Origin of the sequence: Candidatus Legionella polyplacis (assembly GCF_037013735.1) — a bacterium.
Classification (GTDB): domain Bacteria; phylum Pseudomonadota; class Gammaproteobacteria; order Legionellales; family Legionellaceae; genus Legionella_E; species Legionella_E polyplacis_A.
Map to the genome: position 1 here is coordinate 333113 of NZ_CP135136.1, position 16615 is coordinate 349727.

The following is a 16615-nucleotide window of genomic DNA, read 5'->3' on the forward strand; positions in this document are numbered from 1 at the left end:
TAAATATAAATAAATCTACGGCGAGTGATATTATAAATTCCGACAGGTCTGGAAGGAAGCATCGGTAGTAATTAATTCGGGTGTACGAATAGAATATATTTTATAAAATTACCGAAAGTAAAAAAATTATTAATTATTATTATTTTAATACAATATTTTTTATACATGAATTATATTACATTAGCTATAAAATGGAGACCTCGTAGTTTTTCAGAACTAAAAGGTCAAGAATCTACAGTACATATTTTATGTAATTCTATATTAAATAATAGAATACATCATTCTTATATTTTTAGTGGTGAAAGAGGAATTGGAAAAACAAGTATAGCTAGAATTTTTTCAAAATCTTTAAATTGTGTAAAAGGAATTACAATTGATCCGTGTCAGAAATGTGATATTTGTAAAAATATTGATAATGGATGTTTTATAGATCTTATTGAAATAGATGGTGCTTCTAAAACAAAAGTTGAAGATATAAAAGATATTTTGGATAATGTTTATTGCTTACCTTGTCAAGGAAGATTTAGAATCTATTTAATTGATGAAGTACATATGTTATCCCAGCATAGCTTTAATGCTTTATTAAAAATATTAGAAGAACCTCCTTCTCATGTAAAATTTTTATTAGCTACTACAAATTTACAAAAAATACCATGTACAGTTTTATCTAGATGTTTACATTTTGAGCTTCAGCCTTTTTCTATAGAACTGATTAAAGAACATTTAAAATTTGTAATGGAAAATGAAAAATTTTTTTATGAAGAAAAAGCATTATGCTTTTTAGCTAAATTATCTAAAGGAAGTATGAGAGATGCTTTGAATTTATTAGATAAAAGTATTAATATTTGTAAAAATAATTATTTAAGTTTGGATAATATCAAATATTTTATTAAAATTGGTAAAAAAAACTATGCATTGAAAATTTTAGAATGTTTAGCCAATAATGAAATTAAATCTTTAATTTTGATTATGGAAGATGCTGTTAAAAATAACAGTTGTTATTCTTATATTTTAGAAAAAATATTAATTTATTTACATAAAATAACAATTTTACAGTTTTTTCCGAAATGGAAATGTATTCAAAATTTTCATTTATCTTTTAATAAATCAATACAATTAATAGCCAATAAAATTCCATCGCAATATGTTCAGTTGTTATATCGCATTTGTTTAAAACATTATAAAGATATAGACTTTGCTCCTATTCCTAGTATAGGATTTGAAATGATTATATTTCGTATGTTAAATATTCAACAAAAGTTTATTAAAAATAATTGATTTTTTAATAATTTTTTTAAAATAATTAAATTTGTACAGTTTTTTAGAAAAATATTTGTAATTTAATATATTTTCTAGAAAAAATATTTATTTAGTTTTAATTGAAAATGATTTGATTTAGAAATAATATTGTTAAATATTAAAAATTATTTAGTAATTAAATTTTAAAAAATTTAGGAGTTTTAGATGAATATTAATCAAAACTTTAGTAAATTAATAGAAGAAGCAAAAAAAATTCAGGAAAAAGTGCAAGATACTCAACAACAGTTATCCAATGTAATAGTAGAAGGAAAATCAGGGGGGGGATTAGTAATAATAAAAATGGATGGTAATCATGAAGTGAGAAATGGATGGGTAAAGATTGATCCTACTTTGATTGATAACATTAGTATGTTAGAGGATTTAGTAGCTGCAGCAATAAATGATGCTAAAAGAAAGATAGAAAAAATATCTAAGGAAAAAATGAATAAATTAACTACAGGATTTGAAATTCCTATAGATTTAATGAAAAATTCTTGATAATAAAAATATTTTTTTTAATTGAAGTTTCAATTAAAAAAAATTAAATTAGAGAGAGTATGTTTATTTATAATATAATTATATTTTTTAAATTAGTTTTTAATTTTTAAAATTTTTTGTTTATGTTAAGTAAAAATATATATTCAATATTATATAAGAATTATTTTAAAAAAAATAAAAGTATTTCTTTTTTAAATTTTATGAGAATAATTTTGTATTCTCCATTGATAGGATATTATAATAATTCGAATTTTAAAAAATTTGGAATTAAAAAAGATTTTATTACTTCTCCAGAATTAACTTCTTTATATGGATCTGTTATTGCAATTCAAAGCAACCAAATATTATGTCAGTTGGTTGATCCAATTATTATAGAATGTGGTGCTGGTAGTGGAAAGTTGTGTATAGATATTTTACTTTATTTAGAAAAGTATGGTTCATTACCAAAATTTTATTATATATTAGAAATTAGTGAAACATTACGTAATCATCAATTTTTTTTAATAAAAAAAAAATTCCTCATTTATTTAATCGTATTAAATGGTTTAAAAAATGGCCAAGAAAGAAAATTAATGGACTAATTATTGCCAATGAATTTTTAGATGCTTTTCCAGTACATAGATTTTTCAAAACTAAAGATAAAATATTAGAAAGTTATATTAAATATGATTCAGATCATCAATTAAAAGAAGTATTTAAATCTTGTAGAAATTATACTTTAATTCAATATTTAAAAAAATTTTTTCCTAAAAATTTATATGATTATTATTCAGAAGTTAATTTATTAATTGATTTTTGGATAAAAAAATGTTATAAAATTCTCTATCGAGGAGTAGTATTAATTATTGATTATGGATTTCCTTTGCATGAGTATTATCATCCTGATCGATATATGGGAACCATAATGTGTCATTATCGTCATAGATCTCATACTAATCCTTTAATACATTTAGGTAGACAAGATATAACTTCTCATGTTAATTTCACACAAGTTGCTGAATCTGCAAAATTAACAGGTTTCAAGGTATCAGGATATACAAATCAATCTTCTTTTTTAATTTCTAGTGGATTTTTAGATTTATTAAAAGAAAATATGAATAATAATTTCTTTATTACACAAATTGCTAAAAGTTTATTACAACCTCATGAAATGGGAGAATTATTTAAAGTTTTAGCTTTAAATAAAAATTTAGATATTCCTTTAATTGGATTTGAAATAAATAATAAAAAAAATAGCTTATTTTTGTCTTGATTTGTTTTAAGACATATTTTTAATTATTTACAAAATATAAATACCAAAAAATATTTTTTTATATAGCTATAGGTGCTGTTATTTTTAAATGAGATTTGTAATTCATGAATTCAAAATCAGAATATTTATAAGAAAAAATAGATTTAGGTTTTCTTTTTATTTTTAAAATAGGTAAAGGAAATGGTTTTCGTGATATTTGCAAATTTACTTGATCTATATGGTTAGTATAGATATGACAATCTCCACCTGTCCAAACAAGTTTTTTTACATTAAGATTACATTGTTGAGCGATCATGTGAGTTAAAAGTGAATATGAAGCTATATTGAATGGTACTCCTAAAAATGCATCAGCAGAACGTTGATAAATTTGGCAAGAAATAGTGTTGTTATAAATAAAAAATTGGAATAAAACATGACAGGGTGCTATAGACATTTTATGTATATCTTCAACATTCCATGAATTAACTAGTAATCTTCTAGAATTTGGATTTTTTTTAATTTCTTTTATTATATTTTTTATTTGATCTATACTATTTCCTTTTGTTGTCTTCCATGATCTCCATTGATGACCATATATAGGTCCTAGATTTCCTTTGGAATCGGCCCATGCATTCCATATATTTACTCCATTTTTTTTTAGATATTTAACATTGGTTTCTCCTCGTAAAAACCATAACAGTTCATAAATAAAACTACGTATATGAATTTTTTTTGTAGTAATTAATGGAAATCCATTTGTTAATTCAAAATGCATTTGATAGCCAAATATAGAAATAGTTGGTATGTTAGTTCTGTTATTTTTTTTTATTCCGTATTTTAAAATTTTTTTTAAGAATTTTATATAAATTTTCATATGTTTACTTTTTATATCTATAATTGTTAGATAATCTTTTAAGATATTAAATAATTAATTTTTAATTGAAATAATTAATTATAAAAATATAAATTACTTAAATAAAAAATTATATTATAAAGTATAGTTTTAGATTTAAAATAATTTATTTTATTGAAATAATTGATATATAACATTGTTATATTAATTTCATATAAATATGATCGGTATTGTTTTAAATTTATTATTAATATAAATTTTGATTTTTAATCAATATTAAAGTTTATGTTGTTAAGATATAAATTAATGATTTATTACTAGAGTTTTATACTATTTAAATATTGGTAATTTGTAATTAAAAAATTTTTTGTTTTTTTATCCATAAATAATGGTTTTTAAAAAAAATAAAAATTTTTTCTATTTTCATTGTAAAATAATGTTTATTAATTTTTTGCAAAAGATTTAATATAAAAAATTTTATTGTTAGTACTTCTGCTTTAAAGAAATATTATTAAAAATAATAACAAATTTTATTATTATTTTTCAGATTTTATGAGAAAACGCACTCTTATTATAAATACAGGAGGTACAATCAGTAGCATTAAAACAAGTAATGGATATACTCCAATAACAGGTTATGTAAAATCAGCTTTGGAAAAAATTCCTTGTTTAAAAAATAATAATATGCCTGATTATGTAATTAAAGAATATGATCCTTTATTAGATTCTTCTAATATTTCTATTGAGTCTTGGAATAAAATTGGTACTGATATTAAAAATGAGTATCAATATTATGATGGATTTGTTATTTTACATGGAACAGATACTATGTCATATACTGCTTCAATCCTATCTTTTATGTTAGAAAATTTAGGGAAACCTGTGATAATTACTGGATCACAAATTCCTTTATTAGAATTTAAAAGTGATGCAATAAATAATATTATTACTTCTCTTTTTTTTAGTTCTATTCAATTTATTTATGAAGTTTGTATTTATTTTAATCGTTATTTATTAAGAGGCAATAGAACTAAAAAGATGAGCACTTATTGTCTTAATGCTTTTAGATCTCCTAATTTTTCTTGTTTGGCATTTGTTGGGATGTCTGTGAAATTTTATAAAGAATTATTACTTCCTCAGCCAAAAAAAAGATTTAAATTACAGAAATTAAATGCTAAGCTAATTATTAGTTTTCGTTTGTTTCCTGGAATATCTATTGATATTTTAGGAAGATTATTGCAATATCCATTACATGGATTAATATTAGAAACATATGGTTCTGGAAATGCTCAAAATAATAATTTTCAATTTTTGAAAATTTTAAAGAGAGCTTGTAAAAATGGAATACTAATTGTTAATTGTAGTCAATGTATTCAAGGATGTGTTAATATGAATCAGTATTTAACTGGATATTGGTTAAAAAAATTAGGATTAATTAATGGATGGGATTTAACATTAGAAGCAGCTTATTGTAAATTACTTTATTTGTTAAATAAAAATTTATCAATTAAAGTTATAAAAAAAATGATGGTTAGTAATTTATGTGGGGAACTAACTGTACCTTATGGGGTATAGTTTAATATTCTTTAATTTTATGTTTAGTAAAATATATAAAAGAATTTATTTCAAAAAATAATAATTAATTTTAAGCTGTGTTAATAAAAAAATAATATAATTAGTTTTTTAATTTATTGTTTTTATATAACAACATATAAAATATATTTTTTTTAATTTTATAATTGAAATATAAAAATTTATTATTTTAATAATGGATGATATATTAAATTAATAATTCCTAGAATACTTGGGAAAATATATTTAAAAAAATAAAATTTAATATCAAAGTAGGATATGAATCGTTATTTTTAAAATTTATAGGAATATATAAAATATGGTCAATAACTCGAGAAATTTTAAAATTACTAAAAAAAATAGACCTGTAAATTTATATTTGAATTTTACTGATTTTAATTTAATGATGATTGTTTCTATTTTACATAGAATTTCTGGATTTATTTTATTTTTATTTTTTCCATTTATATTTTATTATTTTCATTTATTGGCTAAAGACAAAGTCTTTTTTCTTTATGTTACACAGATATTATTTTTTTATACATATTTTAAAATATTAGTTTGGATTTTTAGTATGTTTTTTATTCATCATTTATTATTTGGAATACGTCATTTGTTGATGGATTTTGTTTTCGTTAATACAATTGGAATTGGGAAAGTAACTATTTATTTTATGATTATTATTGAATGTTTATTATTATGTGTTGTTGGGGTGTCATTAATATGATAAAACAAAGATATATGGGTAGTTTAACTGGCAGTGGAATAAAAGATTGGATTATACAACGTGTTACTTCAATGTATTTACTCTTTTATTTTTTATGGTTTTCGATATATTGGCTTTTTTGTCATAGATTGACTTATGATAATTGGGTTAAATTATTTAATTCTAATGTATTTAAAGTATCAAGTGTACTTACATTATTTTTTTTAAATTTACATGTTTGGATTGGTTTATGGACAATAATAACTGATTATGTAAAAAAAATATTTTATCGTTTATTACTATATATAGTAGTATATATTTATTTAATGATTCAATTTATATATGGAGTTATAGTTATTTTTAGGTAATTTAAAAATGTTGGTTAATGCTTATAAAAAATTTGATGTTATAATTATTGGAGCTGGTGGCGCTGGAATGCGAACTGCGTTGCAATTATCTAAATCTAAGATTAAAGTTGCTTTATTTTCAAAGGTTTTTCCCACTCGTTCTCATACTGTTTCAGCTCAAGGAGGAATTACTGCTGCATTAGGAAATGTAGATAATGATTCTTGGGAATGGCATATGTATGACACTGTTAAAGGTTCAGATTATATTGGAGATCAAAATTGTATCGAATATTTATGTAGAAACGCACCTGATGCTGTGTATGAGTTAGAACATATGGGTTTACCATTTTCAAGAACAAAAGATGGAAAGATTTATCAACGTCCATTTGGGGGGCAAACTAAAAATTTTGGATATGAACAGGCTACACGTACTTGTGCTGCAGAGGATAGAACTGGGCATGCTTTATTGCATGTTTTGTATCAACAAAATTTAAAAGAAAAAACTTGTATTTTTAGTGAATGGTATGTTATTGATTTAGTAAAAGATATGTCAGATTGTATAGTAGGAGTAACTGCTATTTGTATTGAAACAGGAGAGATTTATTTTATACAATCTCGTGTTTGTGTCATTGCAACTGGAGGTGCTGGTCATATTTATCAATTTACTACAAATGCTTATATTAATACTGGTGATGGATTAGGAATGGTGTTACGGGCAGGTTTTCCATTGCAAGATATGGAAATGTGGCAGTTTCATCCTACTGGAATTTTAGGTTCAGGTGTTTTAATTACTGAAGGGTGTCGAGGTGAAGGTGGATATTTAATTAATAAATATGGTGAGCGTTTTATGGAAAATTATGCTCCAATGGTTAAAGATTTGGCATCTAGAGATGTTGTATCTAGGTCTATAGCAAAGGAAATAGATTGTGGAAGAGGCTTTATAGATAATAGTAATAGTGAAGGTATTGGTTATGTAAAATTAAAAATAGATCATTTAGGGTTGGATTTGATTCAGTCTAGATTACCTGGTATTCGTGAATTGTCTATGAAATTTGCTTCGATAGATCCAGTTTATGATGCAATACCAGTAGTACCAACATGTCATTATAGTATGGGTGGTATACCTACTAATATTTATGGACAAGTTTTAACTCAAAAAGATAACATGGATAATATCGTAGAGGGTCTTTATGCTGTTGGAGAATGCGCATGTGTTTCTGTTCATGGTGCGAACAGATTGGGAGGTAATTCTTTATTAGATTTAATAGTTTTTGGAAAAGCTGTTGGATTACATATAGAAAATATGTGGAGATTGAAAACGATTCCTAGTCTTAATAAATTCATCAGTAATGATGATATTATTTGTTCTTTATCTCGATATTTAAAATGGGAAAATAAAAAAGATAAAAATGGAGAAAATCCTTATCTAATATATAAGGAAATGAAAAGAATTATGCAAGATAATTTTGGAGTTTTTAGAACTGGGAAATTGATGCAATTGGGTATAAATAAATTAAAATTATTGAAAGAGCGTTTAGATAATTCTATTTTATTTGATAAAAGTAAAATTTTTAATACTGAAAGAATTTTTGTATTAGAATTAGATAATTTAATGGAAGTCGCATTTGCTACTGCAAAATCAGCATTAATTAGAACAGAAAGTAGAGGTGCTCATTTTCGAGAAGATTTTCCTAAACGAGATGATATTAATTGGATGAAACATACTTTGTTTTTTAAAAAGAATGAAACTGTTTCTTTTCGTTCTGTTAATGTTGATACAAAATTTATTAAATCTTTTAATCCAAAGGAACGTATTTATTAGTTAGTATTTTAACTGAATAAGAAGGAAAAATTTTGAGTAATTTTAAAAAAATATATTTATCAATTTATCGTTATTATCCTGATAAAGATAATAAACCGCATATGAAAAATTATATAGTTAATGTCCCTTACGATAAGGATATCATGTTGCTTTCTGTTTTAGAAAAGATAAAATTAGAACAAGATTCTACACTCGCTTTTAGACGTTCATGCAGAGAAGGGGTATGTGGTTCTGATGCTATAAATATTAATGGAAAAAATGTATTAAGTTGTGTTACAAAAGTATTTTCTATAAAAAGTAAAAAGTTAATATTAAGACCGTTGCCAGGGTTTCCTGTAATACGTGATTTAGTAGTGGATTTAAGTATTTTTTATAAACAATATGAACGTATTAGACCTTATTTATTGAATAAGCAGAAAAAAATGTTTCATTCTGAATATCGACAATCTCAAGATGATAGAAAAAAATTGAATGGTTCATATGAATGTATTTTGTGTGCTTGTTGTTCTAGTTCTTGCCCATCTTATTGGTGGAATCCTGATAAGTTTATTGGTCCAGCTGCTCTTGTTCAAGCATATAGATTTATAGTTGATAGTCGTGATACAGAAAAATTGGATAGACTTTATAAATTACGAGATCCATTTAGTGTGTTTCGTTGTAGATCTATTATGAATTGTACCACTGTATGTCCAAAAAATATTAATATAACAGAGATTATTTCAAAAATTCGTTTAAAATTATTAAAGATGTTTTTTTGATTTATAAAAATTTAAATAAAAGTATTTTGTAAATGAAGAAATGAAAGATATTAATAAAAATTTAACTAAGATCAATTTAATTTTTGATTTGTCTATAGATAATATGTTTTATATTTGTAATTTATATGAAGATTTTGTAAATAGTTCATTATTAAATTTTGATATTTGGAAAGATGTTTTTAATAAGATTAAAGAATTAGATAATAGAATATTAATGAAGAAAACGGTTATAAATAAGAAAGAAAATTATATTGAAACTGTAAATTTTAGTAGTGATGAAAGAATCAAACAATTTATTAAAAATAGTAAAATAAAAGATTTAATAAATTCTTATAGAAGTTTTGGACATTATTTAGCTTCATTGAATCCATTATTTTTTTCAGAAAAAATAAATAAAAATAATTTTATAAAACAAAAATTAGATATAAATACATATAAGTTTAATAATTTTGATATAAATCAGTCTTTTCATGATTGTATTAATACATTTCAGATGGATTTAAATAAGACTTTAAGTGATTTAAAAGAAGTTTATTGTAAAAATATTGGTGTTGAATATTTGCATATCCAGGATGAATTAATAGTCGATTGGATTCAGCAATATTTGGAATCAGTTAAAAATAAGCAAAATTTTTCTATAGAAAAAAAATATTTTATATTAAAAAGTTTGATAGCTTCTAATGAATTTGAAAAGTTTTTAAGTGTTAGGTATGTTGGTCAAAAAAGATTTTCTTTAGAAGGAGGCGATGTATTAATTCCGGTTGTTCGAGAAATAATTAATATGTCAGGGGAAAATAAAGTTAAAAATATTGTTATCGGTATGGCACATAGAGGTCGTTTAAATATATTATCTAATATTATGGGGAAAAAAGTTAGTGATTTGTTTGGTGAATATGATAAAGGAATTCAATTTAGTAGATATTATACTGGGGATGTTAAATATCATTTGGGATGTTCTTCTAATTTGTTTAGTCTTAATGGAAATATTGTTCATGTTTATTTATCTTTTAATCCATCACATTTAGAAATTGTGAATCCTGTGATTCAAGGAATTTCACGTGCTCTATTAAATAAAAATAATGATTTGAAAAAGAAAAATACTGTTCTTCCTATAATTATTCATGGAGATGCTGCATTTTCTGGGCAGGGTGTTGTTATGGAAACGTTTAATTTATCACGTATTGATAATTATACGACTGGTGGAACAATACATATTGTATTAAATAACCAAATTGGTTTTACAACTAGTAATATATGTGATTTAAGATCTACTTTTTATTGTACAGATATAGCAAAAATGTTAGAGATACCAGTTTTTCATGTTAATGGGAATAATCCTGAATCTGTATTGTTCGTTATTAAGATTGCTTTTGAATTTAGAAAGCGTTTTAAAAGGGATGTTATTGTTGATATAATTTGTTATAGGCGTCATGGACATAATGAAATTGACGATCCATTTATTACTCAACCAAATATGTATAAAAAAATTGAAAGAATTCCTACAGTTTTAGATCTATATATTAAAAAACTTATGAAAGAAAAAATTATAAATAAGGAGAAAGTAATTTATTTTGTTAAAAAGTATTTTTCTTTATTAGAAAAAGATAAGATTTTAATAGATAATTTACGAAATGAAATTTTTAAAAAGAGTAATCTTAATAGAGATTCTTTATTATCATTTCATGATATACATGATGTTAATACTATTAATACAGGAATATCTAAAAAAATTTTTATAAAAATTTCTAAAGATATAAATTCTGTTCCAGATAATTTTATTTTTCATCCTGTTGTTAAAAGAATTTTAATAGAACGACAAAAAATGTCTATTGGAAATATTCCGATAAATTGGGGATATTCAGAAATGCTTACTTATGCTAGTTTATTGCATGATGGTTATGATATTAGAATATCAGGACAGGATAGTATTCGTGGAACATTTTGTCATAGGCATGCAATATATTATGATATGGAAACTAATAATTCTTATGGACCATTACATGTTATGGCAAGTAATTACGGAAGAAATTTTACAATAATTAATTCTCCACTTTCGGAGGAATCTGTATTAGCTTTTGAATATGGTTATTCTATTTTTAATACTCGTTGTTTGGTTATTTGGGAGGCACAATTTGGAGATTTTGCAAATGTTGCTCAGGTTGTTATTGATCAATTTCTTGTTTCTGGGGAAAGTAAATGGGGAATTTCTTCTGGATTAGTTTTATTTTTGCCTCATGGTTATGAGGGACAAGGACCTGAACATTCTTCAGCTAGAATAGAGAGATTTTTACAATTATCAGCACAGGATAATATACAAGTTTGTGTACCAACGGAGCCTGCTCAAGTTTTTCATATATTACGTAGACAAGTTATAGGTCCTATACAAAAACCTTTAATAGTTATGATGCCTAAAAGTTTACTGAGAAATAAATTATCAGTTTCATCTATAGATGATTTTGTTTTTGGGAAATTTTACGCAATTTATTCTAAAATAAATAGAATTGAAGAAAAAAAAATTAATAAAATTATATTATGTTGTGGTAAAATTTATTATGAGATTTTTAATAGGATAAAAGAAAGGAGTATAATTAATATTCATTTAATTAGGTTGGAACAACTTTATCCTTTTCCTAAAAAAGAGATTTTAGATGAAATAGATAAATTTTCTTCGGTAAATACAGTAGTTTGGTGCCAAGAAGAGCCTAAAAATCAGGGAGCTTGGAGTTATATTAAAATAAACCTTGAAGAATATTTAAGAATCAGAGATAAACATTTTGTATATATTGGAAGGGATTGTTTGGCTTCAACTGCTGTAGGAAATTTTCAACGTCATATTGTTGAACAAAAAAAAATTATTGAAGATGCTATTAATTTATAGTTTTAATATAAAATATATTTAAAATTTGTATTATTTTTTTGATTTTTTTTAAACAATAAATATTTTATACATAGAAATAATGTACTATGTATATTAGTAATAAATTATATTTTTGAATATAAAGGTTTTTAAAAATGTTATTTGAAGTTAAAGTTCCTTTATTGCCAGAATCAGTTTTAGAAGCAACAGTAATAGCTTTTCATAAAAAAATAGGTGATAAAGTAGTTTGTAGTGAAAATATTGTTGATTTAGAAACAGATAAAATTGTTTTAGAAGTTCCATCATCTGTAAATGGAATATTGAAAGAAATTTTTTTTTCTATAGGTGATAAGGTTTTGTCTAATGATTTATTGGCATATATTGAGATTAATGATACTAATCATAAATTATCTTTGGATAATACAAAAAAAGGATTAACAGAAGATATTAATAAAGATTGTGATGTCATAATTAATAAGAGTTTAAATAGAATGAACAAAAATATTATGTCTCCTTCCCGAAGGAGGTTAATGAAAATTAAAGGTTTGTATTCAAATGATGTTTTTCATTTAGATAATCAAAGTTCTTCTAAAAAAAATGATGTTTGTTCTGATAGAGATATAGATAGGATTTTAAAGAAAGATAAAAAAGGTTACACTAATAATGATATTGGTATAAATTCATTTTTATTAAACAAAAATGAAGAAATAAGAGTTCCAATGAATAGTATTCGGTCTAAGATTTCTGAGAGATTACTTTATGTTAAAAATAATTTTGCTATGTTAACAACTTTTAATGAAATCAATTTAAATGCAATTGTTAATTTAAGAAATAAATATAAAGAAAGTTTTGAAAAAAAATATAATGTTAAATTAGGATTAATTTCTTTGTTTATTAAAGCTGTTGTAGAATCTTTAAAGAAATATCCTATCATCAATGCTTTTATTGATGGTAATGATATTGTTTATCATAATTATTATAATATTGGTGTTGCAATATCTAGTAAAAGAGGATTAGTTGTTCCAGTGTTGAGAAATGTAGATACAATGAATATTGCTGGTATAGAAAATGCTATTAAAGATTTTGTTAATAAAGTTATAGAAAATAAATTAACTATTGAAGAAATGAATGGTGGTACATTTACTATTACCAATGGTGGTGTTTTTGGTTCTTTATTATCAACTCCTATTATTAATCCTCCTCAATCTGGAATATTAGGAATGCATAAAATTGAGGATCGTCCTATTGTTGAATATGGGAAAATTGTTATAAGACCTATGATGTATATTGCTTTTTCTTATGATCATCGTTTAATTGATGGAAAGGATTCTATACAATTTGTTCTTTCCATAAAAAAATTTTTAGAGGATCCTGCATGTTTATTGTTAGAAATTTAAATTATGGATTTTATAAAAGAGAGAAAAAATAATGAATTTACATGAATATCAATCTAAACAATTATTTGTTGATTTTGGTTTACAAGTTCCCGTTGGAAAGGTTATTTTTAATGTAGATGAGGCTTTATTATTTATTTCAAAATATGATTTTATATCGGAATGGGTTATTAAGGCCCAAGTTCATTCTGGTGAGAGAGGAAAAAATGGTGGGATAAAATTTGTATCAAATAATAAATTGGATATGGTTAATGCAGTTAATTCTTTGTTGCATAAAAAGTTGTTGATTGGAAAAGAATCTCATTTAGTTTTTCCTGTAGAAAAAATTTTATTAGAAGAAAAAGTTAATAAGATTAAGAAAGAATTTTATTTAGGAATTACCATAGATAATTTTAAGCAAAAAATTATTTTAATGGTATCTAGTTTTGGAGGAATGGATATTGAAGAGTCTGTTAAAAAAGATTCAGGAAAAATTTTTAAAATTTGTGTAGATCCTTTTTTAAGGATTATGCCATTTCAGTTGCGATTTATTGCGTTTAAATTAGGTTTACAAGGTGAATTATTAAAAGATTTTATTTTTTTAATTGAGAAAATTAGTGATATGTTTTTTAAGTATGATTTATCTTTGTTAGAAATTAATCCTTTAGTTTTAACGAATAACCATGAATATATATGTTTAGATGGAAAAATACGAGTAGATGATAATGCTTTATATCGTCAAAGTTATTTAAAAGATATGAGAGATATTAAGCAAGAAGAATATAAAGAGAGTTGGGCATCGAAATGGAATTTAAATTATATTTCTTTAAATGGAAATATAGGTTGTATGGTAAATGGAGCTGGTTTAGCTATGGCAACAATGGATATGATTAAGTTTTATGGAGGTATTCCTGCTAACTTTTTAGATGTAGGTGGTAGTGTAACAAGAGATCAAGTAGTTGAAGCGTTTAAAATTATTTTTTCAGATAAAAAAATAAAAGGTATATTGATTAATATTTTTGGTGGCATTGTTCGGTGCGATATTATTGCTGACGGTATAATATTTGCTATCAAAAATATTTGTATTGATATACCTATTGTGATTAGATTTAATGGAAATAATTCTGATGTAGCTTTTAATTTATTGAAAAAATTTGGTTTTGCAAACGTTATTAGTTTTATTGATATAACTGATGCTATAAAGAAGATTGTTGATCTTACTATATAAAGTAAATTAAGAAATTTAATTATAATTAAAATAAATCAATTAGGAATATTGCTGAAATGAGTATATTGATTGATAAAAATACAAAAGTTATTTGTCAGGGTTTTACTGGGAAGCAGGGAACTTTTCATTGTAAAAAATCAATTGAGTATGGTACTAAATTTGTAGGTGGTGTTACTCCAGGAAAAGGTGGATGTAATCATTTGGGATTACCAGTGTTTAATACTGTTTTAGAAGCAGTTGAAGAAACTAATGCTAATGCTTCTGTTATTTATGTTCCAGCTCCTTTTTGTAAGGATTCGATTTTAGAAGCGATAGAATCTAATATTAAGCTAATTGTTTGTATTACTGAAGGTATACCTATTTTAGATATGTTAGAAATTAAGTATTATTTAAAGTTAAATAAGAAAATAAATTTTATTGGACCTAATTGTCCTGGAGTTATAACTCCAGGAGAATGTAAAATAGGTATTATGCCAGGATTTATTCATAAATCTGGAAATATAGGAGTTATATCTAGATCTGGAACTTTAACATATGAAGCAGTTAAGTGTATTACTGATAGTGGATTTGGGCAAAGTACTTGTGTTGGAATAGGTGGAGATCCAATTATAGGAATGGATTTTGTTGATGTTCTATATTTATTTGAAAAAGATAGTAGAACTGATTTAATTGTATTAATTGGGGAAATTGGTGGATCTTTAGAGGAAAAAGCTGCAGATTTTATTAAGAGATATATCAAAAAGCCAGTTGTAGCATATATAGCAGGCGTAACTGCTCCTTATAATAAACGTATGGGTCATGCTGGAGCTATAATATCTAATGGAAAAGGTATGGCTAAAGACAAATGTTTTGCTTTAGAAAATGTTGGTGTTAATGTTGTTTATTCTCCAGAGCATATAGGAGTAGTTATATCAGAGATATTAAATAAGTAGGGAAAAGAGAACAATAGTTGTTTAGAAAAATTATTGTAAAAAATATTTTATTTTATTAGTGTAAGGAATTCATTTCTTTTATGGGGTTTATTTTTTATTTCATCAGTCATAGATAGTGTTGTTAAATAAGGATTTTGTTTTTTAAAGTTTCTCATTTCTATGCATAAATGTTTAGCTTCAATCATTACTCCAACTCCTTTTGCTTTTAAAATGTGTGAAATGTAGTTAGCTATTTCTGTAGTCAATCGTTCTTGTATTTGTAAACGTCTGGAATAGTATTCGATAATTTCTATTATTTTAGATATACCCAATATTTTTCCATTTGGTATATAACCAATATGACAATATCCTAAAAATGGTAATAAATGATGTTCGCATATAGAATATATTTTTATTTTTTTAATAAGAATTAGGTCTTTGATTTCAGATTGGAAGATAGAATTGTTAATTATTTTTTTAAGATCTTTTTTATATCCACTGGTAAGATAACGAAAAGTTTTTGCTGCTCGTTCTGGTGTTTTTTTTAATCCGTCTCTTTTTAAATCTTCCCCGATAGTTTCTAAGATTTTTTTATATAATTCTTGCATTTTATCCTGGAGGCCATTTCATTTGACGTCCTGCCAATAAGTGTAAATGTACATGATTTATTTTTTGACCTCCTTGTTTATTAATATTAAATATTAATCTATAGCCTTTTTGATTTATTTGTTTTTTTTCAGCAATTAATTTTGCGTTTAATATAATATCGTTAATGATGTATATATTTTCTTGATTTATTTCATTTATAGTTGATATATGTTTTATTGGTATAATGAGTAAATGTATAGGTGCTTGAGGTTTTATATCTTGTAAAATAATAATTGTTGATGTTTGTAAAATAATGTTTGATTTAACTTTTTTATTAATTATTTTGCAAAATAAGCAGTTCATAATATTGTGTATTTTAATGTTTATATTAAGATTTTAAAAAAAAAAGTATTGAATTTTAGTTAAATATAATTATTAAATTAATTTTATTAATAGTAGTATATATATATGTTATATATTTTTCAATATGTAGGTTTTTGTTTATTTTTTTTAGATGTACCATTAATTTGTTGTATTAAAATTAAAAAATGTTATTCTAATTTTTAATAGAA

Annotated in this window: 14 protein-coding genes and 1 pseudogene; 12 read left to right on the top strand and 3 right to left on the bottom strand. The window is 23.8% G+C overall.

Annotated elements, in window-relative coordinates; all coding sequences use genetic code 11:
• Positions 1-165: 165 nt before the first annotated feature.
• The 3 genes and pseudogenes from dnaX (at position 166) to RQL38_RS01675 (ending at position 3049) form a co-directional block, all read left to right on the top strand.
• Entirely contained in the window at positions 166-1278 is a 1113-nt protein-coding gene (gene dnaX, locus RQL38_RS01665; RefSeq protein WP_338521302.1) for a DNA polymerase III subunit gamma/tau, read from the top strand.
• A gap of 186 nt (positions 1279-1464) precedes the next feature.
• Positions 1465-1797 (top strand): YbaB/EbfC family nucleoid-associated protein, encoded by a 333-nt coding sequence (locus tag RQL38_RS01670; protein ID WP_338521303.1) that lies wholly within the window; start codon positions 1465-1467, stop codon positions 1795-1797.
• A 200-nt stretch (positions 1798-1997) separates the two neighbouring features.
• Positions 1998-3049, top strand: a pseudogene (locus RQL38_RS01675) (class I SAM-dependent methyltransferase).
• 58 nt (positions 3050-3107) lie between these two features.
• Here the strand turns inward: RQL38_RS01675 and thyA are convergent.
• On the bottom strand, positions 3108-3902 hold the full coding sequence (gene thyA, locus RQL38_RS01680; RefSeq protein ID WP_338521304.1) for a thymidylate synthase: 795 nt from the start codon (positions 3900-3902) through the stop codon (positions 3108-3110).
• A 531-nt stretch (positions 3903-4433) separates the two neighbouring features.
• On the opposite strand from thyA, the gene ansA reads away from it, so the two are divergent.
• The 9 genes from ansA (at position 4434) to sucD (ending at position 15476) form a co-directional block, all read left to right on the top strand.
• A complete protein-coding gene (gene ansA, locus RQL38_RS01685) occupies positions 4434-5456 on the top strand; it encodes an asparaginase (protein WP_338521305.1) in 1023 nt (340 codons plus the stop codon).
• Positions 5457-5772: 316 nt separating this feature from the next.
• The gene (gene sdhC / locus RQL38_RS01690; protein WP_338521306.1) at positions 5773-6180 is read left to right on the top strand and encodes a succinate dehydrogenase, cytochrome b556 subunit; all 408 of its coding nucleotides are present in this window, start codon (positions 5773-5775) and stop codon (positions 6178-6180) included.
• Positions 6177-6527: a succinate dehydrogenase, hydrophobic membrane anchor protein gene (gene sdhD, locus RQL38_RS01695; RefSeq protein ID WP_338521307.1), complete on the top strand. Its 351-nt coding sequence runs from the start codon at positions 6177-6179 to the stop codon at positions 6525-6527. The genes sdhC and sdhD overlap by 4 nt, the downstream gene beginning before the upstream one ends.
• A gap of 7 nt (positions 6528-6534) precedes the next feature.
• Complete coding sequence (sdhA, locus tag RQL38_RS01700; protein ID WP_338521308.1) at positions 6535-8328, top strand: succinate dehydrogenase flavoprotein subunit; 1794 nt, start codon at positions 6535-6537, stop codon at positions 8326-8328.
• A 32-nt stretch (positions 8329-8360) separates the two neighbouring features.
• Positions 8361-9086 (top strand): succinate dehydrogenase iron-sulfur subunit, encoded by a 726-nt coding sequence (locus RQL38_RS01705; protein ID WP_338521309.1) that lies wholly within the window; start codon positions 8361-8363, stop codon positions 9084-9086.
• Positions 9087-9126: 40 nt separating this feature from the next.
• Positions 9127-11964: a 2-oxoglutarate dehydrogenase E1 component gene (locus RQL38_RS01710; RefSeq protein WP_338521310.1), complete on the top strand. Its 2838-nt coding sequence runs from the start codon at positions 9127-9129 to the stop codon at positions 11962-11964.
• 134 nt (positions 11965-12098) lie between these two features.
• The gene (gene odhB / locus RQL38_RS01715) at positions 12099-13340 is read left to right on the top strand and encodes a dihydrolipoyllysine-residue succinyltransferase (protein ID WP_338521311.1); all 1242 of its coding nucleotides are present in this window, start codon (positions 12099-12101) and stop codon (positions 13338-13340) included.
• A gap of 31 nt (positions 13341-13371) precedes the next feature.
• A complete protein-coding gene (sucC, locus tag RQL38_RS01720; RefSeq protein ID WP_338521312.1) occupies positions 13372-14544 on the top strand; it encodes an ADP-forming succinate--CoA ligase subunit beta in 1173 nt (390 codons plus the stop codon).
• 56 nt (positions 14545-14600) lie between these two features.
• Positions 14601-15476, top strand: coding sequence for a succinate--CoA ligase subunit alpha (sucD, locus tag RQL38_RS01725; protein ID WP_338521313.1), 876 nt, complete (start codon positions 14601-14603; stop codon positions 15474-15476).
• Positions 15477-15523: 47 nt separating this feature from the next.
• Here the strand turns inward: sucD and folE are convergent, their stop codons facing one another.
• Both folE and RQL38_RS01735 read right to left on the bottom strand, forming a co-directional pair.
• The gene (gene folE, locus RQL38_RS01730; protein ID WP_338521314.1) at positions 15524-16063 is read right to left on the bottom strand and encodes a GTP cyclohydrolase I FolE; all 540 of its coding nucleotides are present in this window, start codon (positions 16061-16063) and stop codon (positions 15524-15526) included.
• A 1-nt stretch (position 16064) separates the two neighbouring features.
• Positions 16065-16406 carry an HIT domain-containing protein gene (locus RQL38_RS01735; protein WP_338521315.1) on the bottom strand — a complete coding sequence of 114 codons (342 nt, stop codon included), beginning with the start codon at positions 16404-16406 and terminating at the stop codon, positions 16065-16067.
• Between the last annotated feature and the right edge of the window lie 209 nt (positions 16407-16615).

What these genes read in the sequence shown, in the direction of transcription:
- dnaX (WP_338521302.1), top strand. Translation starts at nt 166, where the DNA reads ATGAATTATATTACATTAGCTATAAAATGGAGACCTCGTAGTTTTTCA.
- RQL38_RS01670 (WP_338521303.1), top strand. Translation starts at nt 1,465, where the DNA reads ATGAATATTAATCAAAACTTTAGTAAATTAATAGAAGAAGCAAAAAAA.
- thyA (WP_338521304.1), bottom strand. Translation starts at nt 3,902, where the DNA reads ATGAAAATTTATATAAAATTCTTAAAAAAAATTTTAAAATACGGAATA.
- ansA (WP_338521305.1), top strand. Translation starts at nt 4,434, where the DNA reads ATGAGAAAACGCACTCTTATTATAAATACAGGAGGTACAATCAGTAGC.
- sdhC (WP_338521306.1), top strand. Translation starts at nt 5,773, where the DNA reads ATGGTCAATAACTCGAGAAATTTTAAAATTACTAAAAAAAATAGACCT.
- sdhD (WP_338521307.1), top strand. Translation starts at nt 6,177, where the DNA reads ATGATAAAACAAAGATATATGGGTAGTTTAACTGGCAGTGGAATAAAA.
- sdhA (WP_338521308.1), top strand. Translation starts at nt 6,535, where the DNA reads ATGTTGGTTAATGCTTATAAAAAATTTGATGTTATAATTATTGGAGCT.
- RQL38_RS01710 (WP_338521310.1), top strand. Translation starts at nt 9,127, where the DNA reads ATGAAAGATATTAATAAAAATTTAACTAAGATCAATTTAATTTTTGAT.
- odhB (WP_338521311.1), top strand. Translation starts at nt 12,099, where the DNA reads ATGTTATTTGAAGTTAAAGTTCCTTTATTGCCAGAATCAGTTTTAGAA.
- sucC (WP_338521312.1), top strand. Translation starts at nt 13,372, where the DNA reads ATGAATTTACATGAATATCAATCTAAACAATTATTTGTTGATTTTGGT.
- sucD (WP_338521313.1), top strand. Translation starts at nt 14,601, where the DNA reads ATGAGTATATTGATTGATAAAAATACAAAAGTTATTTGTCAGGGTTTT.
- folE (WP_338521314.1), bottom strand. Translation starts at nt 16,063, where the DNA reads ATGCAAGAATTATATAAAAAAATCTTAGAAACTATCGGGGAAGATTTA.
- RQL38_RS01735 (WP_338521315.1), bottom strand. Translation starts at nt 16,406, where the DNA reads ATGAACTGCTTATTTTGCAAAATAATTAATAAAAAAGTTAAATCAAAC.